Here is a 20,285-nt window from a genome sequence, read left to right as displayed (position 1 = left end):
ACTCAGACTCCTACTTCGCGGCGCTGTTCGACCAGACGCCAGTCCTCAGTCGCATAGACCTCCTCGAACATGGTCTTCACGCTGGGGCGCGACTGGCCCAGGGTGCCGATGGCCTCGGATTCCTTGGCGGCGGCGCGGACCTTTTCGACCGCTTCCTTTTCGGCCTCTTCCTGCTGTTCGTCGGACCATTCGCCGATAGCGATCAGGTGCTGCTTCAGGCGGGCGATCGGATCGCCCAGCGGCCACTTTTCATGCTCGTCGCCGGGGCGATAGCGGCTGGGGTCGTCCGAGGTAGAGTGCGGGGCGCCGCGATAGGTGAACAGTTCGATGATCGTCGCGCCCTGATTGGTGCGCGCGCGTTCCTCGGCCCACTGGGTCGCGGCCCAGACGGCCAGGAAGTCGTTGCCGTCGACGCGCAGGGCGGGCAGGCCGTAGCCGATGCCCTTGGACGCGAAGGTGGTGTCCAGTCCCCCGGCGATGCCCTGGAAGGAGCTGATGGCCCACTGGTTGTTGACGATGTTCAGGATGACCGGCGCGCGATAGACGGCGGCGAAGGTCAGGGCCGAGTGGAAGTCGCTTTCGGCCGTCGAGCCGTCGCCGATCCAGGTGATGGCGATCTTGTCGTCGCCGCGGATGGCCGAGGCCATGCCCCAGCCCACGGCCTGAACATACTGCGTGCCCAGATTGCCCGAGATGGTGAAGAATCCGTAGTCCTTGGCCGAATACATGATCGGCAGCTGGCGGCCCTTGATGGGGTCTTCGGCGTTCGAATAGATCTGGTTCATCATGGTCGCGAGCGGATAGTCGCGCGCGATCAGCAGGCCCTGCTGGCGATAGGTGGGGAAGCCCATGTCCTCGCGGCTCAGGATCATGCCCTGGGCGACCGCGATGGCCTCTTCGCCGGTGCACTTCATATAGAAGCTGGTCTTGCCCTGACGGTGGGCGCGGTGCATCCGGTCGTCGAAGGCGCGCGTCAGGATCATGGCCTTCAGGCCGCGACGCAGGGTCTCAGGGTCCAGCTTGGGATCCCACGGGCCGACGGCCCGGCCTTCATCGTCCAGCACGCGGATCAGGCGGAAGGCGTGATCGCGCATTTCGGCAGGCGCCGCACTGACTTCCGGGCGGTCGACCGCACCGGGAGCGTCCAGTTTCAGATGGCTGAAATCAGGCGTGTCGCCCGGCCGACCCGAAGGTTCCGGCACGCGCAGCGACAGCGTCGGGGTATTCTTCATCAATGCCTCCCGTCCGGTTGAACCGGCCGCGTTTCCTTATGGATGAGGGCATAGCATGGCGTATGATTGTTGGCTCTCCTAAAAATACCCTTGCCAAATGCTGTTTTGGGGTATTTTATTGCGCGTAAAGCTATTTTGGAGAAAGCCTTTGGCCGACGACCTCGATCCCATCGACGCGCGCATCCTCGACATTCTGCAACAGGACGCGGGCCTGTCCGTCGCTGAGGTCGCCGATCGTGTCGGACTTTCAGCCTCGCCGTGCTGGCGACGGATCAAGAGACTGGAGGATAGCGGTCTGATACGCAAGCGCGTCACCCTGCTGGACGCCGCGCTTCTGGGTCTGGACTTTGAAGTCTACGCCATCGTCAAGCTGAGCCTGCCGACCCGCGACAACCTGCAGATCTTCGAAGAAGCCGTCGAAGGCTGGCCCGAAGTGGTGCAGTGCGCCACCATAACCGGCCGCGAAGACTATGTCCTGCGCATCATCACCACCGACATGCACGCCTTTGACCAGTTCCTGCGCGACAAGCTGCTGACGCTGGGCATCGTCTCGAATTGCGAGAGCCATATTGTTACGCGCGGCGTGAAGAATGTGACGACCCTGCCGCTGGGCATCATCACCCCCCACGTCGGCTGAGGCGGTCGCGAAGACGGGCGCCGGTCGCGGAAATCGGGGAACCACTGTTTCGCGCGGGTCGTTGGGCCTGCATCGATAAAGTGGAGGTTCCGATATGCTGAAGTGGGCGCTCATTTTCGCCGTCATCGCCATTGTGGCCGGTCTGCTGGGGTTCGGCGGGATCGCGGGCGCAGCGGCGGGCATCGCCAAATTCCTGGCCATCCTGGCGCTGATCGTCTTCGTGATCTTCCTGGTGCTGGGCGTGACCGTGGCCAAGAAGGTCACCTGAGGCGCTCAAACGCCGGGACTTGAAGCCTGCCTCGCCTGTGCGAGGATCGCGGCGGGGCTGGAAACAGTCCCGCCGAAGTCTTGTCCGGGACCGGCCCGGCGCAGGTGTAACGCTTGTCGCGCCCATGTTCCCGTTCCGTTTCGTCGCCTTCAACGCTATTGAGCGAGGGTGACCGTCGAATCCGCCGACATCCAGACCGCGTCGTCCCTGACGTTTGACCTGCCGCCCGCGCTGGCCACGCCGCCGGGAGCGGGGGCCGTGTGCGACGATCAGGGCGCAAGGAAGATCGGACGCGGCGCCGCCGAAGGGCTGTTCACCGGCGGCGACGTCATCGTCGCCCATGCCGGGCTGACGGCGCGGCGGCTGGGTCTGGCGCCGCCGCCGCGCTCGGCCGAGATGCTGGATGCGCTGGAGCTGTTCGCCTTCGTGCGCCCGGCGCGGTTCTGCGCCCCGTCGGCCACGGGGCTGGCGTTGGCGCTGGGGCGCGAGGAGCCGAGGGGGGCCGAGGCCCAGGCCGCCGCCTTGCGCGCCGCCGCCGCCGATCTGCTGGCCGAACTGGCCGCGTCCGCCTATCCGGGGCGGGAGGAGGCCTATACGCTGGCCCTGACGCTGGAACGGGCGGGCTGGGGCTGGGCGTCGCGGGTGCTTCAGGCCCTGCGCGCAGGGCCGTTGCGCGAGCGCCAGCAGCGCGGCTCAGGCCTCGACGTCTGGGCGCGTCTGCAGGAGTGGGAGGACGAGGCGCCGCGCGGCGAGGCCGGGTCCGCCCCCGTCGATTCCGAGAGCGCCCGCATCCGTCTGGACAAGCTGCTTCAGGCCTCGGGTCTGGACGAGACGCGGCCCGCCCAGTCTGACTACGCCGCCGAAGCCGCCTACGCCTTCTCGCCCCGCAATGAAGAAGGCCGCCCGCGCGTCCTGCTGGCTGAGGCGGGGACCGGCACGGGCAAGACCCTGGGCTATCTGGCGCCCGCCAGCCTGTGGGCCGAGCGGAACGCCGGGGCGGCATGGATCTCGACTTACACCCGCGCCCTGCAACGCCAGATCGACCGCGAGAGCCGCGCCCTGTGGCCCGATGAGGCCGAGCGTCGCCGCAAGACGGTGGTGCGTAAGGGGCGCGAGAACTACCTGTGCCTGCTCAATCTTCAGGACATGGTGCAGGCGGCGCAGCTGGGGAACGGCGACCTGATCGGCATGGCGCTGGCCGCGCGCTGGGCCGCCCATACCCGCGACGGCGACATGACCGGCGGCGACTATCCGGGCTGGCTGTCCGGCCTCTATGCGACCGCGCCCATGCATCAGGCGGGCCCGGCCAATCTGGTCGACCGGCGCGGCGAGTGCGTCCACGCCGCCTGCCCCCACTATCGCCTGTGCTTTGTCGAAAAGACCATCCGCGCCAGCCGCCGGGCCGATCTGGTGGTGGCCAATCATGCACTGGTGATGACCCAGGCCGCCTTCGACGGCGCCCGCACCGCCCGCGGCCTGAAACAGGACGGTGAGACGGCGGCGCTGAAGCGCATCGTCTTCGACGAGGGCCACCACCTGTTCGACGCGGCCGACAGCGCCTTCTCCGCCTGCCTGTCGGGACAGGAGGCGGCCGAGTTGCGCCGCTGGATCCGCGGACCGGAGGGGCGCGGCCGTCGCGGGCGCGGGCTGGAGCAGCGTCTGGGCGACCTGACCGCCGACAACGAAGCCGCCGCCAAGGCTTTGAAGGACGCCCTTCAGGCCGCCGCCCAACTGCCGGGCGAAGGGGTGTCAGGCCGCATCGCCCCGGCGTCCGGCGAAGTGAACCCCATCGGTCCGATCGAGCGGTTTCTGGTGGCGGCGCTGGAGCAGCTGCGCGCGCGCGCGGCCGAGACCGGCGGCGCCGAGTTCGGTCTCGAATGCGCCCTGCATCCCGTCGCCGAGCCGGTGCTGGAAGCCGCGCGCGAGGCCGCCCGCGCCATCGCCGCCGTCGAGGCGCCCTTGCTGGCCCTGTCACGCCATCTTGAAGACATCCTCGACGAGGAAGCGGCCGAACTGGACGGCGCCGCGCGCGCCCGCATCGAGGGCTCGCTGCGCGGGCTGGACCGGCGCGCGCGCATGACCCTGCCCGGCTGGCGCTCCATGCTGGCGGGGCTAGAGGAGGGGGGCGACGAACCCGATCCCGACTTCGTCGACTGGCTTTCGGCGGAAGCGGCTTTCGGCCGTATCCACGACGTGGCCCTACGCCGTCACTGGATCGATCCGACCGTGCCGCTGGAGGCCGCCGTGGTCATGCCGTCGCACGGGGTGCTGGTGACATCGGCCACCCTGACCGACCCGGCGGCGGAAGACCCCTTCGACCTGGCCCGGATGCGCACCGGCGCCGCGCGCCTGATCGAACCGGCGCGGACGCTGAAGGTGGACAGCCCCTTCGACTATGCCGCCAACAGCCGGGTCATCGTCGTCAATGATCTGGTCAAGGACGACCCGCGCCAGATCGCGGCGGCCATGCGCGAACTGTTTCTGGCGGCGGGCGGCGGAGGTCTGGGGCTTTTCACGGCCATCCGGCGGCTGAAGGCGGTCTATGAGCGGCTGGGGCCGGAGCTGGCCCGGGCGGGCCTGCCGCTCTACGCCCAGCACGTCGATCCGCTGGAGGTCGGGGCTCTGGTCGACGTCTTCCGGGCCGAGCGCGACAGCTGCCTGCTAGGCACCGATGCGGTCAGGGACGGGGTGGACGTGCCGGGGCGGTCCTTGCGCGTGCTGGCCTTTGACCGGGTGCCGTGGTCGCGTCCGGACCTGCTGCACAAGGCGCGGCGCGAGCGGTTCGGCACGGGTTCGGGCGGACGTTCGTGGGATGATGCTTTGGCGCGCGGGCGGATCGCTCAGGCGTTCGGCCGCCTGATCCGCCGCGCCGACGACCGGGGCGTCTTCGTCATGCTGGACGCCGCCTGTCCGACCCGCCTGTTCGCCGCCCTGCCGCCGGGGACGGAGGTGCTGCGACTTGGGCTGGCTGAGACGGTGGAGTTGACCAAGGGCTTCCTGTCGGAGCAGACCGGCTGACCATGTCCAGAACCACCCCCGCCACCGTCGCCCTGAGCAAGGCCGGCGTCGATTTTGAGTTGCGCCCCTATGACTACGACCCCGACGCGGCGCGCGTGGGTCTTCAGGCGGCCGAGGCTCTGGGCGTCGCGCCCGAACAGCTGTTCAAGACGCTGATGACGTTGGTGGACGGCAAGCCGGTGTGCGTTATCCTGCCCTCCGACTGCGAGGTCAGCATGAAGAAGCTGGCGGCCGCCGCCGGAGGCAAGTCGGCCCAGATGATGAAGCCCGCCGACGCCGAACGCCTGACCGGCTTCAAGGTCGGCGGCGTCAGCCCCTTCGGCCAGCGCAAGGCCGTCCCGACCTTCATCGACGAGACAGCGATCCTGTTCGATCGCGTGCTGATCAACGGCGGCCAGCGCGGCCTGCTGCTGGAACTGGCGCCGGACGAAGCGGCCCGCGCCTGCACGGCGACGTGGGCTGACCTGACGGCGTAGTTTTCCCTCTCCTGATGGGAGAGGGCTTGAGCCTCCAAGAGCCGAAGGCGATTGGCTAAGGCGAAAGGGTGAGGGTTCGCGGATGAAGTCGGCCGAAGGCCGTCACGCCACGGCTTACGCCGACTGACAAGACAAGCCCTTCACCCTTTGGCTGCTACGCGCCGCCCTTCGGGTCGCGCCAGAACGATCGCTACGCTCTCGTGCGCTCAAGCCCTCTTCCGCCCGGAGAGGGTTGACGTGCGCCCTTTGCCCTTATGACGCCCCCGGTCCATGCGCTATAGGGGCGCGAACCCGGAGTTTTCATGACCGACGCCGCACCACATCACAGCCGCAAGGGCCTGATCATCCCCTTCGCCATCGTCGCCGTCGCCCTGGCGGCGTGGACGGGCTGGTGGTTCGTCCTGACCCAGCAGATCGAGCAGCGGCTGGAAGGCAAGATCGCCGGGCTGCAACAGAGCGGCTGGACCATCAAGCACGGCGGCGTCTCGACGACCGGCTGGCCGATGCATGCACGGGTGACGATCAAACATCTGGATGTGATCGCGCCGTCCGGTCACGCCGTCGAGGCGCCCGAGATGGTGGCCCAGGCCAACGCCTATAATCCGACCCGCTGGGTGCTGGCGGCGCCGGACGGCCTGACCGTCACGCGCGGCGAGAAAGGCAAGACCGCCATCCGCGCCGAGGGCATCCGCATGAGCCTGCACGGCCTGACGCAGCGCTGGCCCAATGTCGCGCTGGAGCTGGAGAAGCCGGTCTTCACCGCCCTGCCGGACGCCGAGCCGTTCCCGCTGAAACAGGCGGCTCTGGTGCAGTTCTACATGCGGCCGCATCTGGTCGGTTCGGACACGCCGACCGATGATGTGGACGTGCTGTTCCGTCTGGTCGACGGCGAAGGTCGCGCGAACGGCCCGGTCGAGGGCTTCGCCCAGTCGGGAATGCTGAACGCCCAGATCGAGGCGGTGATCGAAAAGGCTTCGGCCCTGCGCAAGGGGGCGGACGCCAAGGGGCTGTTGACCGCCTGGACGGCGGCGGGCGGTCGCTTCATCGACGTGAAGGGCCAGCTGCAGGCGGGCGAGAGCAAGGCTTTCGTCTCCAGCGACGCCCTATCGGCGGATGGCAAGGGCCAGTTGGAAGGCGAGGTCTTCGTGCGCGCCGAGAAGCCGCTGGCGGCCATCGTCGGTCTGGCGGGCGCCCAGCAGGGCGGGGCGCTGGATCGCGCCGCCGCCGCAAAGGCCGCCGCCGCCACGCCGCAGGGCGGAACCGGCGACGAAGGGCAGGGCGTGGAGCTGGCCATCCTGTTCCGCGGCGGGCGCACTTATCTGGGGCCGTTCGCCCTGGCGCCCGCGCCGCAGTTGTTCTGATGCTCACGGAGCCGCCCGCCGACGAAGCGCGCCTGTCGCTGGAGCGGGCCGTGGCCGAGGCTGCGCGCGCCCGGCTGGCGGCGGGGCCGCGCGGCTCGGTCGATGGCGACGCCATCGCTCTGCGGGCCATTCTGTCGGGGATGAGCCTGTCGGAAAAGGCGGCGGTGCGCGCGGTTCTGGGGCGGCTGGAGGCGACCGACGGGCGCCCTCTGATCGCCTGCGGGGCGCTGTCGCAGGTGCTGGCGGCCGACCGCTGGGGTCTGGCGGCGCGGCCGATGGCCGAGGCGGATCAGGCCCTGATCGCCGTGCGCGACGGAGCGGCGCAGAAGACGCGCGCCCTGATCGATCTGTCGGCGCGGCCGTGGTGGGGGCGGCTGCTGGCCCTGCCCATGCTGAAGGTGATCGCCGCCCTCCCGGATGACGCCGCCGCTGCGCCGCGCGCCCTGATGGTGTCGACCGAGGCGCCGGGGCCGACGGGCGACGACCGCACCTTCTGGGTCACGGACAGCCCATGGCCGGACGCCCGCATCGTCGAGGCCCTGTCGCAGGCCGGTCTGGCGGCCGAGTTTCTGTCGGGCGGAGGCGGGTTGAAGCTGTTCGTCCTGACAGGCTATGTGCAGGCGGAAGACATCAGGCTGGACGGCGCGCCCGGCGGCCTGACCGGCGTCATCGGCGCCGCTCCCGTCTTCTGAACATTGCGGCTTATAGAGTGCGACTGGCAGGGGATGACGCGCGCATGACCGAAGCGAAACAGGCGCCGTCCGACGGCGCGCCTCAACCCAAGCGCGGCGTGCTGGACATCGCCCCCTATGTTGGCGGCAAGAGCGCCATCGCGGGCGTCGCCAAGCCGATCAAGCTGTCCTCCAACGAAAACGCGCTGGGCGCGGGCGAAAAGGCGCGCGAGGCCTTCGCCGCCGCCGTCGCCTCGATCCACCTCTATCCCGACGGCCGGGCCGACCGCCTGCGCGCCGCCGTGGCCGAAACGCATGGGCTGGAGCCGGAACGGCTGATCTTCGGCAACGGCTCGGACGAGGTCTTCGCCCTGCTGAACCAGACCTATCTGGAGGCCGGGGACAATATGGTCACCAGCCAGTACGCCTTCGTCGCCTATCAGATTTCCGCCCGCGCCTGTCAGGCGCAGGTCCGGCTGGCGGCCGAGCCGGATTATCGTGCCGACGTCGACGCCATGCTGGCCCTGGTCGATGAGCGGACCAAGCTGGTCTATCTGTCGAACCCGGCCAATCCGACGGGCAGCTTCGCCACGGGCGAGGAGATCCGTCGCCTGCACGCGGGCCTGCCCGCCCACGCCATTCTGGTGATCGACGAAGCCTACGCCGAGTTCGTGACCGAGCCGGACTGGGGGAGCGCCTTCGATCTGGCGCGCACGGCGTCCAACATCGTCGTCACCCGCACCTTCTCCAAGCTGCACGGTCTGGGCGGTCTGCGGGTCGGCTTCGGCTATGCGCCGCTGGCGGTGGAACAGGCCATCGACCGCATCCGCCTGCCGTTCAACGTCTCCCTGCCGGGGATTGAGGCGGCCATCGCGGCGCTGGGCGATGAGGCGCACCAGAAGGCCTCGCGCGATCTGGTGGCCGAGTGGCGGCCGCGCCTGATCCAGGCCATCAAGGGCTTCGGCTTCGAGGTGTTTCCGGCCTCGGGCAACTTCATCCTGATCCGCTTCCCGGATGAGAAACGTCGGGCTTCGGCGGCGCAGGACTATCTGCAGGCAAAGGGGATCATCGTCCGCGGCGTGGCCAGCTACGGCCTGCCGGACTGCCTGCGAGTGACGGTCGGGACCGAGGATCAGAACCGCGCCGTCATCGACGCCCTGAGCGAGTTCGCGGCGAGCTGAGGTTTCAGCCCCGCCGCCGCCGTCCCGCCTAGTCGCCGCTGTTGAAGCGCACGACGCCGATGACGCCTGCGCGCCAGACATGGTCGTCCTTGATCAGGGGGCTGTCCTTGATGTCGCCCAGCCGCTGTTCATAGTTGAAGAAGGCGCCGACGCCGAAGCGGTCGCCGATCGGCACGGCCAGCAGGGCCGCAGCCCCCGCCGCCGACAGCCCGCCCGACGGCGTGAAGGCGGCGTAGTCGGTGTTGGCGGCTTCCTGTGCGGTGACGCCGTAATAGCGCTGGACCCGGTCGTCGCTGCCGCCGCGCAGATAGGCCATGGTCTGCAACATGCCGACGGGCGTCACGCGCTGGTGGCTGACCGAGCCATAGTATTCGAACCCGGCGTCGTCGCCGGTGGCGTCATGCTGGAACCGGCCGCCGACCACGATGTTTCCGGGCAGGCGCTTGAAGGCGTAAACGGCGGCATCCGCGCCGTAGCCGGGCCGGTCCATGCCGTCGATGTCCCCCGCCGCAAAGCGGGGCCGCAGTTGCACGCCGGCATGGAAGTCATCGCGCTTGACGGCGTTCCAGCCCAGTCCGTCCAGACCGTTGGCGTAGACGATGTCGCGATAGGAGGCCGAGCCCCAGGCGGTGAAGTTGAAGTTCTCGGACTTGTCGCCGGACACGCTGAAACCGCGCACGAAGCCGCCGCCGATGTCGACCTTCCACGTCTGCGGTTTTTCCAGCGGCACGAAGGGCTGGGACTGGGCCAGGGCCGCAGCGGGCGCTCCGGTCAGGGCGACGGTCAGCAGCGCCAGGCGCAGGGCAGAGGAAGAAATCATGAGCGGGTCCCAGGTCAACGGCTGATGATATAGGAGCCTGCTCTCAAAAGACTAGGTTTTGGGCGGCAACAAGGCGGTCGAGGCGCCTTCGATCCGGCTTTCCAGCTGCTTCATGAACTCGGCCCGCTTCAATCCGGCCGGAATTGGCGGCAGGAATTCGAAAACGACCGTACCCGGATAACGCTTGAAGCCGTGCGCGGGCCAGTGGACGCCCGAGTTGGTGGCGACCGGCCAGCAGGGGGCGTCCACGTCGCGATAGATGGCGGCGACGCCGGGCTTGTAGTCGGCGGGTTCGCCGGGCGCCGTGCGTGTGCCTTCGGGGAAGATCAGGATCTGGCGGTCGTCGGCCAGACGGGCGCGGGTCTGGCGCACCATGTCCTTCAGCGCCTTGGCGTGGGCGGCGCGGTCGACGGCGATCATCTTCGTCTTCCAGGCGAACCAGCCGAAGAAGGGCAGGGGCATCAGCTCCTTTTTCAGGACGAAGCAGGGATCGTCCAGAAAGGCGAAAGGAGCCACCACGTCCAGCATCCCCTGATGTTTGGCGGCGATCAGGGCCGGGCCGGTCGGGCGATGCTCCAGTCCGCGCACCTCGACCTTGACCCCGGCGATCCAGCGCAGGCCGAACAGGACGAAGCGCGACCACAGCTTGATGACCCCCATCGCCGCCCCGTGCGGCATCAGCAGCGCCGGCGACAGGACGACGGCGAACAGCGGCATCGACAGATACAGCCACAGGGTGAAGATCAGGGATCGGACGGTCGTCATTCGGCGGCCTTGTGGGGTTCGGGGGCGTCGGCGTCTGCGTTTGCGTCAGGGGCGACAGGGCCGGGACGCTCGGGGTGGCGGCCGGTCAGGCGGTGCATGCCCTCGCGGGCCAGCACGGCCAGATATTTCATATATTCCAGCGTCATGCGCCGCGCCGTCTCGGTCGCGCGCCACCAGCTGGGCGTATCCAGCGACGGGGTGGAGACGGCGTAGGGCGTCAGCTCCACGCCCGGCGCGGCGCCGCGAAGCTCCAGCAGGCTGCGCGGCATATGATAGTCCGAGGTGACGACGATCAGGTCGTCATAGCCGCGCGAGCGCGCCCAGGCGGCGATCTCCTGGGCGTTGCCGACGGTGTTCTCGGCCTCGAAACCCAGATCGACGCAACAGTTGAACAGCTTCTTGGAGCCCGGCGTCAGGGCGCGCAGCTCCTGACGGCGCACCTCGCGGTTGACGCCCGAGATCAGCAGCCGGTCGCCCTTGCCCTGTTCCAGCAGGCGCACGGCGGCGTTGACGCGCTCGGCCGACGGCCCGGTCAGGGCGACGATGGCGTCGGCCCGCGCCGGATCAGGCGCAGGCGTCAGTCCTCGCACCCGCTCGGCGAAGACGAACAGGCCTGTCAGCCACATCAGCGCCACCACGGCGATCAGCGTCAGGAACTTCATGCTTAATAACTAGCGACGCCCGCCCAGCTTCGCCAGCGCCGTCAGGCGGGCGGCCAGCACCGCGACCGCCCCCGCCAGCAGCGGACAGGCGGCCAGCGCCAGCAGGTCGGCCCAGGCCAGCGGCAGGGCCGGGCTCAATCCGCCTTCGCCCCCGATCAGACGCAGCAGGGCCAGCATCAGCGCCGCCAGACCGGCGCCCGCCGCGCCTGCGCCCGCCGCCAGCAGGCCGAAGCGTTGCTGGAACAGGGTGGCGACGGCGCCGTCCGAGGCGCCGTTCAGGCTCAGCGTCTCGATGACCGCCGCCTGCGCCGCCATGCCCGCGCGGGTGGCGTAGGCGATGGCCGCCGCCGTCGCTGCGGCGATCAGCAGGAAGGCCGCCCCGGCCAGCGCCGTGATCAGGCCCGCCGAACGCTCGACCTCGCCGCGCCACAGGCTGTGGTCGTCGACGCTGGCGTCCAGCCCGGCCTCGGCCAGGGCGCGGCTGAGACTGGGCGCGCTGGCGGGCGTCTTCGGATCCAGATGGACGATGACCAGATAGGGCAGGGGCAGGTCAGGCAGGGCCGCCTCGCCCACCCACGGGCGCAGCAGGGCCTCGGCCGCCTTGCGGTCCATCGCCTGCGCCTCGGCCACGCCGTCGACACCGGCCAGGGTCTCGGCCGCGCGGGCGGCGGCGGCGGGGCCGGTTTCGTCGACGCGCGGCCGCACCTGAACGGTCGCCTCGGCCCGCAGTTGACGCGCCCAGCCGTGCGCGGCGCGGTCAGCCGCCAGGGCGCCGACGGCGGCGATCGAGGCCAGAAAGCACAGTACGGCGATGACCACGACCAGCCAGCGCTCGCCGCCCGCCTCACGCGGCAGAAGCTCGGGTTGGGTGCTGCGGAAGCGGCCGATCATGCCTGATCCTCCGGCTCGACGGGCGCGAGGCCGGGCGCGACCTGCGCCAGCCGCCCGCCTTCCAGCCGCAGCATGGCGGCGCCGCTGCGCTCGGCCAGAGCCTCGTCGTGGCTGGCGATCAGCACGGTGGCGCCCAGTTTGTTCAGCGACTGGAACAGCCGCATCAGCTTCTCGCCCATCGGCCGGTCGACGCTGCCGGTGGGTTCATCCGCCAGAATCAGGCGCGGGCGGGCCACCACGGCGCGGGCGATGGCCAGCCGTTGTTTCTCGCCGCCGGACAGGGTGGGCGGCAGGGCGTCCAGCCGCGCGCCCAGACCGACCCAGCGCAGCATCTCCTGCACATCGGCGGCGTAATCGCCTGGCCGCTCGCCCGCCAGCCTCAGCGGCAGGGCCGCATTGTCGAAGGCCGACAGATGGTCCAGCAGGCGGAAATCCTGAAAGATCACCCCCATGCGGCGGCGAAGGGCCGGAACCTCGCGCCGGGGCAGTCGGGTCACATCCTGGCCGAACAGGCTGATTCGCCCCGCCTGCGGCCGCGCCGCCAGCGTCAGCAGCCGCAACAGCGAGGACTTGCCCGCGCCCGAGGGTCCGGTAAGGAAGTGGAAAGAGCCGTTTGGCAGAGTAAGGTTAACGTCCCGCAGCACGGCGGGCCTGCCCGCATAGCCGAAGCCCACGCCCCTGAGGCGGACGGCGTCAGGCGCGGAAGCAGGGTCGGCGGCGCGGCGGATCGGATCAGGCATAGGGTTTCGTATTGGACCGGGGCGTTGCGCCGCGACAGGAGGGGGCGATAAGCCTCGCAGTCAGCTGACATGATACTGACCTGTCCCGCCTGCGCCACAAGCTATTTCGTTCCCGACGAAGCGATCGGTCCGAACGGCCGTCGCGTGCGCTGCAAGGCATGCGGCCACGACTGGCGCGCGACCCTTGAAGACACGCCGCTGGAGCTTGAGCCTGACGCCGCGCCGGTGGACGCCGCCGGGGCCGAACCCCGCTATGACACCTTCGCCGAAACGCCTGCGCCGGAACTGCCCCGCGCCTTCCGCGCCAAGGCCGAGCGCCAGCGCCGCATGCGTCAGGCCGCCGCCGCCGGGGCGGCATGGGCGGCGGCGGCGGCCGTGGTGCTGGGGCTGCTGACGGGCGCCGTCCTGTTCCGCGAAGAGATCGCCCGCGCCGTCCCTGCGACGGCGGGCGTCTATAAGGCGCTGGGGCTGAAGGTGAACACGGTCGGGCTGCAGGTTGAGGCCTTGAGAGGACGCACGGCGCCGTATGATCCGGGCCGCACGCTGGTGTCGGGCGCGCTGCGCAACATCCGCGACATCGAAGTCGTCCCGCCGCCACTGATCGTCGTCCTGAAGGACGCCAGGGGGGCTGAGGTGACGCGCAGCATCCTGCGTCTGGAAGGGCCGCCCATCCTGCCGGGACAGGTTCAGGGCTTCGCCGTCGTGATTCCCGATCCGCAGGGGCGCGTGGCTGGGCTGGACGTGGACTATCTGCTGGAGGCGGCGTCCAAACCCGCCGTTCGTGCGCCTGCAGCGCCGGTCGCGGGCAAACCGGCCGACAGCGCCGTGCGCGAAGACGGCGGCCTGCGCCGCTGAGCCCTTTCGCCCTTGCTTCGTCTTCGACGGGCGGCTTCGCCTCTCGACTCCGCCCCCGCTGAAGGGGTATCGCCGGGGCATGGCTGACACCCGACCGACGCCCGCCCCTACGGTTCTCCTGTCCCAGGCCGGGATCGAGGCCGTCGTCGCCGATCTGGCGCGCCGCATCGCCCCCCATGTCGATGATGAGACGGTGGCCGCCGTCCTGCTGACCGGCGGGCTGTGGTTCGCCGCCGACCTGACCCGCGCCCTGTCGCGCGAGGGGCGCAACGTCCGCTTCGACGCCCTGTGGCTGGCCTCCTACGGCGACGGCCAGACCAGCCGCGGCAGGATCGAGGTCCGCGCCCCCTATCAGCGCCCCCTGACCGGCAGGAAGGTGCTGATTCTGGACGATGTGTTCGACACCGGCCTGTCGCTGGCCGAAGCCGTGCGCATCACCCGAGAGGCGGGCGCCGCCGAGGTGCTGACCTGCGTCTTCGCCCGCAAGCCGTGGCCCAAGCCCCGCGCGCCCGAGCCTGACTTCGTCGGCTGGGAGGCTCCGGACCGCTACCTCGTCGGCTATGGTCTGGACAATGCCGGGGGCATGCGCGGCCTGCCGGATATCTGCGCCCTGGACTGAAGCTTCAGGCCGTTCGCGAGGCCGGTTCCGCCCCGGCGGCCAGCGCTTTTTCGAAAAAGCGGTCCGGGTAGGGGTCGTCGTTGAAGCGCGCAATCTCCTGCCAGCCCGTGTTGGCGTACAGGGCGACGGCCTCCTTCAAGGCGCTGTTAGTGTCCAGCCGCAGCAGGCGGATATTCAGTTCGACCGCGATCCGCTCCAGTTCGTCCATCAGCCGCAGCGCCAGCCCCAGTCCGCGCGCCCTGGGCGAAACCCACAGCCGCTTGATCTCCGCATAGCCGAGGTCTGTGCCCTTCAGGCCAGCGCAACCGACCGCCATCCCGTCGGACATGGCGACCACAAAGGCGCCGCGCGGCCGGATCATGTCGCGGGCGTCCGGATCCTTGGACAGGGCGACATCGAAGCCCCGCTCCAGCCGCTCGGACAGTTCGGCGTAATAGGCTGTCATACAGGCCTGAGCATCGGCGTCCTGCGGCGGAACCTCATGCAGGGTGATGCGGTCCCTGCCCAGCGTAGAGGCGATCAGATCCATCGCCTCCAACAGACGCCGGGGCGAGGCGTGCCGGTCCAGCATGGCCCGCGCCTGGGCGTCGGCCAGCGCCTCATAGGCGGCGTATTCCCGCGCGCCTTCTGCGGTCAGCCGAACCCGGCGTCGCCGGTTGTCGGCTTCATCGGCGTCGATCTCAATCAGACGTTCGGCCTCAAGCGTGCGCAGCAGGCGGCTCATCAACCCGGAATCCAGCCCGAGATAGCGGCGCACCTCGCTGACCTCCGTCTTGCCGCCGCCGATCGCGTTCAACACGCGCGCGACGCCCATGGGGCGGCCTCGCCCGAGGAAGGACTCATCCAGCGCGCCCACCTCTGTTGTGACGGCGCGCTGGAAACGGCGGATACGGGCGATGGAGTCGGGCATCATCTGGTCCATTATTGCCTGACCTAAGTCAGGCAATTTCGGGAGCCATGCAAGACTTCATGTTGGGAAGGCGTCGGCGGACCGGCGGCAAGCACCGAGCCCAAGCGTGACGTCAGGACCTCAGAGCCAGTCGGCCACCGGTTCGCGGGCGAACATCTCGTCATAGGTCGGGCGCGGGCGGATGACGGCGTGGCGGTCGCCGTCGACCAGCACCTCGGCGGCCAGAGGGCGGGTGTTGTATTCGCTGCTCATCACCGCGCCATAGGCGCCGGCGCTCATGAAGACGACCAGATCGCCCGCCTTCAGCGGCGGCAGGTCGCGGTCGCGGGCGAAGGTGTCGCCGGTTTCGCAGACGGGGCCGACCACGTCGTGGGGCAGAGCGCCGCCCATCACCGGACGCACCGGCTTCAGATCATGGAAGGCGTCATAGAGGGCCGGGCGCATCAGGTCGTTCATCGCCGCGTCCAGTACCAGGAAGCGGCGGCCGTCCGTCCGCTCATTGACCTGAATGACGCGGCTCAGCAGCACGCCCGCATTGGCGGCCATCAGGCGGCCGGGCTCGAAGGCGGCCTCGACGTTCAGACCATCCAGCACCCGCGCGGCCATGGCCACGTAGTCGGCCGGGGACGGCGTCGCCGCCTCGCCGTAGTAGGGCACGCCCAGTCCGCCGCCGAGGTCGAGGCGGTTGACGCTGTGCCCCTGGGCGCGCAGGTCTTCCGTCATCTGGCGCAGCACGCGGAAGGCGGCCTCCAGCGGGCTCAGGTCGGTGATCTGGCTGCCGATGTGGCAGGCCAGCCCCACGGGGGTGACGTGGGGCGAGGCGGAGGCGCGGGCGTAGAGGGCCATCGCCTCCTCGACCGGCACGCCGAACTTGTCGCCCGCGCCGCCGGTGGTGATCTTGGCATGGCCGCCCGCGCCGATCTTTGGGTTTACGCGAATGGCTATATTTGGCGTCCCTATCGGGCGCGACGCGGTCGCGCCCTGCTTGAGGGACGATGAAACGGCGATCAACCGGTCCAGTTCGGCCGAGGATTCGACGTTGATCTGGCGCACGCCCTGTTCGATGGCGAAGGCCAGTTCGGCGTCGGTCTTGCCCACGCCCGAGAAGATGATGCGTTCGCCCGGAATGCCGACGGCCCGGGCGCGGCGGATTTCGCCTTCGGACACGGTGTCCGCGCCACAGCCCAGTTTTGCCAGCGTCGCCAGCACCGACAGGTTGGAGTTGGCCTTGACCGCGAAGGCGATCAGAGCGTCGCCCAGTGCGCCTTTATGGGCGTCGCACGCTTCGCGCAGCAGGCCGTAGTGGCGGCGCAGGGTCGCGGCGGAATAGACGTAGGTCGGCGTGCCGGCTTCTTGCGCCAGGGTCTCCAGCGAGACGCCCTCGGCGTGCAGAACGCCATCCTTCAGATCGAAATAATGCACCGGCGGGGAGTCCAGTCAGGAGGTATGGGAGGCGTGGCTCAACGCATCGGCGGCGGCTTGCCGAACGGGTCGGACGAGCCGTTGTCGATGGGCATCTGGCGCGGCGGCAGGTTCTGCATCGCCGGTTCGGGCAGGTGCGCGGCCGAACGGTCGCGGACGGCGCGCTCGGTCTGCTTTTTCGGCGTGGCGCCCTGCGGCGGCTCAAGGTCGGCCATGCGGCCGCAGGCGGACAGCAGCAGGGCGGCGGCGCCCGCCAGGATCAGGGTCTTCTTCACAGGCGGCTTCTCCAGTCGGCGATGCGCGCGCGGACCTGTTCCGGCGCCGTGCCGCCGAAGCTCTGGCGGCTGGCGCAGGAGGCTTCTGGCGTCAGCACTTCATACACCCCTTCGGTGATCCGGCCATCCAGCGCCTGCAATTCCGTCAGCGGCAGTTCGCCCAGTCCCAGACCCAGCGCCTCGGCCCGCTTCACGGCGGCGCCGGTGACGTGGTGCGCCTGACGGAAGGGCAGGTTCAGTTCGCGCACCAGCCAGTCGGCCAGATCGGTGGCGGTCGAGAAGCCCGCGCCCGCGGCGGCGGCCATCTTCTCGGTGTTGGGGCGGATCACGGCGACCATTGCAGTCATGGCCGTCAGCGCCAGATCCAGCGCGTCGAAAGCCTCGAACACCGGCGGCTTGTCCTCCTGCATGTCCTTGGAATAGGCCAGCGGCAGGCCCTTCATCACCGTGGTCAGGGCGATCAGGGCGCCGTTGATGCGGCCGGTCTTGGCCCGCACCAGTTCGGCGGCGTCCGGGTTGCGCTTCTGCGGCATGATGGACGAGCCGGTGGTCAGGTCGTCGGGCAGGGTGGCGAAACCGAACATCGGCGTCATCCACACCACGATTTCTTCGGCCAGTCGCGACAGGTGGCCCGCCGCGATCGAGGCGGCGGCCAGGCTTTCCAGCGCGAAGTCGCGATCCGATACGGCGTCGAGGCTGTTCGCCATCGGCCGGTCGAAGCCCAGCGCCTGCGCCGTCATATGGCGGTCGATGGGGAAGGGCGAACCGGCCAGCGCGGCGGCGCCCAGCGGGTTCTCGTTCATGCGGGCGCGGGCGTCGACGAAGCGCCCGGCGTCGCGGCCGAACATCTCGACATAGGCCATCAGATGGTGGCCGAACGTCACCGGCTGGGCCGTCTGCAGGTGGGTGAAGCCCGGCATCAGGTCGCCCGCATGCTGTTCCGCCCGGTCCAGCAGGGCGGCCTGCAGATCCTTCAGCTGCGCCACGGTGCGGTCGCAGGCGTCGCGCACCCACAGGCGGAAGTCCGTCGCCACCTGATCATTGCGGCTGCGCGCCGTGTGCAGACGCCCTGACGGCTCGCCGATCAGCTCCGACAGGCGGGCCTCGACGTTCATGTGAATGTCTTCATAGGCGTCGCGGAAGGGGAAGGAGCCGTCCCGGATCTCGCCCTCGATCACGTCCAGCCCGCCCAGAATCGCCTCGGCGTCGGCGGCGGCGATGATCCCCTGCTTCTCCAGCATGCGACAATGGGCCCGCGATCCGGCCAGGTCCTGCGCCCACAGGCGTTTGTCGACGCCGATGGAGACGTTGATCGCCTGCATGATGTCGGCGGGCTTGGCGCTGAAGCGCCCACCCCATAGAGACTGCCCCTCGGAACCTCCTTGAGAGGGCGTGGCAGACTTTGGTTTGGAAGGCGTATCAGACATGAGCGGCTCTGGACGGACTTGGGCGGGCGTGGCGACGTTCGCCGTGATCGGTGTGATCGGCGTGGGCGCGGCGTTGCTATACGTCAATCACAAGGGCGGTGGCAAAGAGTCCGCACCGCCGACCGTCGAGGCGCTTGATCCTCAGATGGAGGCCTTCGCCAGGGGATCGCTGTCGGCGCTGCAGACGCCTGCGTCGCAGGCCGTGCCCGACTATGTGTTCAAGAACGCCGATGGGGGCGATGTCCGCCTGGCCGACTTCGCAGGCAAGGTGACGGTGGTGAACCTGTGGGCCACCTGGTGCGCGCCCTGCAAGATCGAGATGCCGACGCTGGCGGCTCTGGCCGACCACTATAAAGAGCGTGACGACTTCGCCGTCGTCACTGTCAGCATGGACGTCGAAAAGACGGCGGATGAGGCCCGGGCCTTCATCGCCGAGAACGCGCCGCTGGACTTCTACATCGACCCGAAATTCCAGCTGGCCTTCGAGTTTCCGGGCAAGGGCGCCATGCCCCAGACCATCCTGCTGGATCGCAAGGGCCGCGTCCGCGCGGTCCTGACCGGCGAGGCCGACTGGGCCAGCGCCGAGGCCAAGGCCCTGGTCGATCACCTGCTGGCCGAAGCCTGAGCTGTCACGCCCTCCCTTTCCTGAGCCGGTCAGGGAGGGCGCTGCAGGCCTCAGTTCTTGGCCGGAACGCGCTGATCGGTCGCCGGATCGACGGCGCCGGGGCGACCCTCGGCGGCGGCCTGAGCCTGTTTGTCTTCCAGTTTTCCGGCGACCTTGCCCGCGCCTTCTTCGACGGCCTGAGCCGCCTTCATGGCGCCGGACTCGACGACTTCGCCCGTCTGGGCGGCCACGTCTGCGGCCTTGTCGCCGGCGGCCTGTGCATTGGCTTCGGCCTTCTGTTGTTCAGCCTGGGTGCAGGCGGCGGCGCCGAGCGCCAGAATCGAGGCGGCGGCGATGGTCAGTATACGCATGCGCATGGGTGAAAGCCCCTGTAGGTCGTTTTGACGCGACTATAACGACATCTGACGCTGGCCGGTTGCGTCGACGCTGCACTGCAAAAGAGACGTTGTTTACAATATGTAAGCAATCTTGGGTTGAGTCTTGCATCCCGGCCTGTTTTCTTTGGCGCTGCAGCGGCCGGTTTTTGCAGCTGCAACAGCGACTGACCTCTGGTTTCAGAGGCAAAGTCGGAATATGTGTTGAAACGGCGCCACAGTGGACACATTCGAGAGCCAAATGTGGAACCGCTGCAATGCAATACCGTTCGGTTTTCGAACGCCTCGCGGTATCGCATGGGCTTTCGGATCAACTAAGAGTGTGAGGACACCATGAAGCTGAAACTTCTGGCCAGTGTCGCCGCAGCGGGGCTGTTCGCAGCCGGCGCTGCTTCGGCGGAGCCCGATGGCTGGTACGGCGCGATCGACGCCGGCTACCACATGATCGACGACATCAACACGGAAGCTTCGGCGACCGGTCACCACTGGAACTGGGAAGTGAACGACGGCTGGGCGGCTTTTGCTCGCCTGGGCTATCGCTTCAACCCGAACTGGCGTGTTGAGCTCGAAGGCGGTTACCGCTCGGGCGACATCGGCAAGGTTCGCGCTGTCTCGGGTCCGAACGGCCTGTGCAACCTGACCCCGGCCACCGGCCCGTGCCACTCGCCGGAAGGCGACATCACGGCGACGACCCTGATGGGCAACGTCATCTATGACTTCGGTTCGCCGGAATGGACCATCCGTCCGTTCGTGGGCCTGGGCGTCGGTGTGAACCGCGTCAAGACCGACACCACGGGCCGTCTGCGTCAGAACCCGGGCGTCACCTTCACGGCTGACGACACCTCGACCAAGTTCGCCGCTCAGGCGATCGCCGGTCTGGCCTGGGCCGTTGGCGACCGCGCCAACATCGACCTGACCTACCGTTACCTGACGGGCGACATGGCGTTCGACACGACGCAGTCGGCCGGTCCGGTCTTCGGCAACCTGTCGGGCGACTACGACCAGTCGCACACCGTGACGCTGGGCCTGCGCTATGCGTTCGGCGCCGAGCCGGTG

22 protein-coding genes are annotated in these 20,285 nt (G+C 69.0%); 11 read left to right on the top strand and 11 right to left on the bottom strand.

Annotation, left to right across the window (positions count from 1 at the left end):
* Window positions 1–2 precede the first annotated feature (2 nt).
* Window positions 3–1,232, bottom strand: a complete 1,230-nt coding sequence (locus tag ABE454_RS12950) for a 3-methyl-2-oxobutanoate dehydrogenase (2-methylpropanoyl-transferring) subunit alpha (RefSeq protein ID WP_346532270.1) — start codon at window positions 1,230–1,232, stop codon at window positions 3–5.
* Between the two features lie 148 nt (window positions 1,233–1,380).
* On the opposite strand from ABE454_RS12950, the gene ABE454_RS12945 reads away from it, so the two are divergent.
* From ABE454_RS12945 to hisC, 7 genes are all read left to right on the top strand, one after another.
* Window positions 1,381–1,869, top strand: coding sequence for an Lrp/AsnC family transcriptional regulator (locus tag ABE454_RS12945; RefSeq protein ID WP_346532269.1), 489 nt, complete (start codon window positions 1,381–1,383; stop codon window positions 1,867–1,869).
* Window positions 1,870–1,963: 94 nt separating this feature from the next.
* The gene (locus ABE454_RS12940) at window positions 1,964–2,137 is read left to right on the top strand and encodes a DUF1328 domain-containing protein (RefSeq protein ID WP_346532267.1); all 174 of its coding nucleotides are present in this window, start codon (window positions 1,964–1,966) and stop codon (window positions 2,135–2,137) included.
* A gap of 168 nt (window positions 2,138–2,305) precedes the next feature.
* Window positions 2,306–5,155: an ATP-dependent DNA helicase gene (locus ABE454_RS12935; protein WP_346532265.1), complete on the top strand. Its 2,850-nt coding sequence runs from the start codon at window positions 2,306–2,308 to the stop codon at window positions 5,153–5,155.
* Between the two features lie 2 nt (window positions 5,156–5,157).
* Window positions 5,158–5,631, top strand: coding sequence for a Cys-tRNA(Pro) deacylase (ybaK, locus tag ABE454_RS12930; RefSeq protein ID WP_346532264.1), 474 nt, complete (start codon window positions 5,158–5,160; stop codon window positions 5,629–5,631).
* A 302-nt stretch (window positions 5,632–5,933) separates the two neighbouring features.
* The gene (locus ABE454_RS12925) at window positions 5,934–6,992 is read left to right on the top strand and encodes a DUF2125 domain-containing protein (protein ID WP_346532262.1); all 1,059 of its coding nucleotides are present in this window, start codon (window positions 5,934–5,936) and stop codon (window positions 6,990–6,992) included.
* Window positions 6,992–7,684 (top strand): hypothetical protein, encoded by a 693-nt coding sequence (locus ABE454_RS12920; RefSeq protein WP_346532260.1) that lies wholly within the window; start codon window positions 6,992–6,994, stop codon window positions 7,682–7,684. Before ABE454_RS12925 ends, ABE454_RS12920 begins: the two co-directional genes overlap by 1 nt.
* A 44-nt stretch (window positions 7,685–7,728) precedes the next feature.
* A complete protein-coding gene (hisC, locus tag ABE454_RS12915; RefSeq protein ID WP_346532258.1) occupies window positions 7,729–8,844 on the top strand; it encodes a histidinol-phosphate transaminase in 1,116 nt (371 codons plus the stop codon).
* 28 nt (window positions 8,845–8,872) lie between these two features.
* On the opposite strand, the gene ABE454_RS12910 is transcribed toward hisC, so the two are convergent.
* The 5 genes from ABE454_RS12910 to ABE454_RS12890 are packed head-to-tail and all read right to left on the bottom strand — an operon-like array spanning window position 8,873 to window position 12,722.
* The gene (locus tag ABE454_RS12910) at window positions 8,873–9,664 is read right to left on the bottom strand and encodes a MipA/OmpV family protein (RefSeq protein WP_346532256.1); all 792 of its coding nucleotides are present in this window, start codon (window positions 9,662–9,664) and stop codon (window positions 8,873–8,875) included.
* A 51-nt stretch (window positions 9,665–9,715) separates the two neighbouring features.
* Complete coding sequence (locus ABE454_RS12905) at window positions 9,716–10,429, bottom strand: lysophospholipid acyltransferase family protein (protein ID WP_346532255.1); 714 nt, start codon at window positions 10,427–10,429, stop codon at window positions 9,716–9,718.
* On the bottom strand, window positions 10,426–11,091 hold the full coding sequence (locus ABE454_RS12900) for a YdcF family protein (RefSeq protein ID WP_346532253.1): 666 nt from the start codon (window positions 11,089–11,091) through the stop codon (window positions 10,426–10,428). Before ABE454_RS12900 ends, ABE454_RS12905 begins: the two co-directional genes overlap by 4 nt.
* A gap of 9 nt (window positions 11,092–11,100) precedes the next feature.
* Complete coding sequence (locus ABE454_RS12895) at window positions 11,101–11,982, bottom strand: cell division protein FtsX (protein WP_346532251.1); 882 nt, start codon at window positions 11,980–11,982, stop codon at window positions 11,101–11,103.
* Window positions 11,979–12,722: a cell division ATP-binding protein FtsE gene (locus tag ABE454_RS12890; protein ID WP_346532249.1), complete on the bottom strand. Its 744-nt coding sequence runs from the start codon at window positions 12,720–12,722 to the stop codon at window positions 11,979–11,981. Before ABE454_RS12890 ends, ABE454_RS12895 begins: the two co-directional genes overlap by 4 nt.
* A 69-nt stretch (window positions 12,723–12,791) precedes the next feature.
* Between ABE454_RS12890 and ABE454_RS12885 the strand changes: the two genes are divergently transcribed.
* Both ABE454_RS12885 and ABE454_RS12880 read left to right on the top strand, forming a co-directional pair.
* Window positions 12,792–13,577 (top strand): MJ0042-type zinc finger domain-containing protein, encoded by a 786-nt coding sequence (locus ABE454_RS12885; protein WP_346532247.1) that lies wholly within the window; start codon window positions 12,792–12,794, stop codon window positions 13,575–13,577.
* A gap of 79 nt (window positions 13,578–13,656) precedes the next feature.
* Complete coding sequence (locus tag ABE454_RS12880; RefSeq protein WP_346532245.1) at window positions 13,657–14,196, top strand: phosphoribosyltransferase; 540 nt, start codon at window positions 13,657–13,659, stop codon at window positions 14,194–14,196.
* A 4-nt stretch (window positions 14,197–14,200) separates the two neighbouring features.
* On the opposite strand, the gene ABE454_RS12875 is transcribed toward ABE454_RS12880, so the two are convergent.
* The 4 genes from ABE454_RS12875 to argH form a co-directional block, all read right to left on the bottom strand.
* On the bottom strand, window positions 14,201–15,106 hold the full coding sequence (locus tag ABE454_RS12875; RefSeq protein ID WP_346532243.1) for a bifunctional helix-turn-helix transcriptional regulator/GNAT family N-acetyltransferase: 906 nt from the start codon (window positions 15,104–15,106) through the stop codon (window positions 14,201–14,203).
* A gap of 120 nt (window positions 15,107–15,226) precedes the next feature.
* Window positions 15,227–16,528, bottom strand: a complete 1,302-nt coding sequence (lysA, locus tag ABE454_RS12870; protein WP_346532242.1) for a diaminopimelate decarboxylase — start codon at window positions 16,526–16,528, stop codon at window positions 15,227–15,229.
* Between the two features lie 38 nt (window positions 16,529–16,566).
* On the bottom strand, window positions 16,567–16,803 hold the full coding sequence (gene lptM, locus ABE454_RS12865) for an LPS translocon maturation chaperone LptM (protein ID WP_346532240.1): 237 nt from the start codon (window positions 16,801–16,803) through the stop codon (window positions 16,567–16,569).
* On the bottom strand, window positions 16,800–18,230 hold the full coding sequence (argH, locus tag ABE454_RS12860; RefSeq protein ID WP_346532238.1) for an argininosuccinate lyase: 1,431 nt from the start codon (window positions 18,228–18,230) through the stop codon (window positions 16,800–16,802). The genes lptM and argH overlap by 4 nt, the downstream gene beginning before the upstream one ends.
* Between argH and ABE454_RS12855 the strand changes: the two genes are divergently transcribed.
* On the top strand, window positions 18,229–18,855 hold the full coding sequence (locus ABE454_RS12855) for a TlpA family protein disulfide reductase (RefSeq protein WP_346532236.1): 627 nt from the start codon (window positions 18,229–18,231) through the stop codon (window positions 18,853–18,855). The two genes, argH and ABE454_RS12855, sit on opposite strands and share 2 nt — an antisense overlap.
* A gap of 50 nt (window positions 18,856–18,905) precedes the next feature.
* Here ABE454_RS12855 and ABE454_RS12850 read toward each other — a convergent pair whose 3' ends face one another.
* Window positions 18,906–19,211, bottom strand: coding sequence for a hypothetical protein (locus ABE454_RS12850; protein ID WP_346532235.1), 306 nt, complete (start codon window positions 19,209–19,211; stop codon window positions 18,906–18,908).
* A gap of 351 nt (window positions 19,212–19,562) precedes the next feature.
* Here ABE454_RS12850 and ABE454_RS12845 point away from each other — a divergent pair.
* Window positions 19,563–20,285 (top strand): outer membrane protein (locus ABE454_RS12845; RefSeq protein ID WP_346532233.1); only part of this gene is annotated, 723 nt, incomplete at its 3' end.

Origin of the sequence: Brevundimonas diminuta, from assembly GCF_039673845.1 — a bacterium.
Lineage (GTDB): Bacteria > Pseudomonadota > Alphaproteobacteria > Caulobacterales > Caulobacteraceae > Brevundimonas > Brevundimonas diminuta_E.
This window is presented reverse-complemented; position numbering and strand designations above follow the sequence as displayed.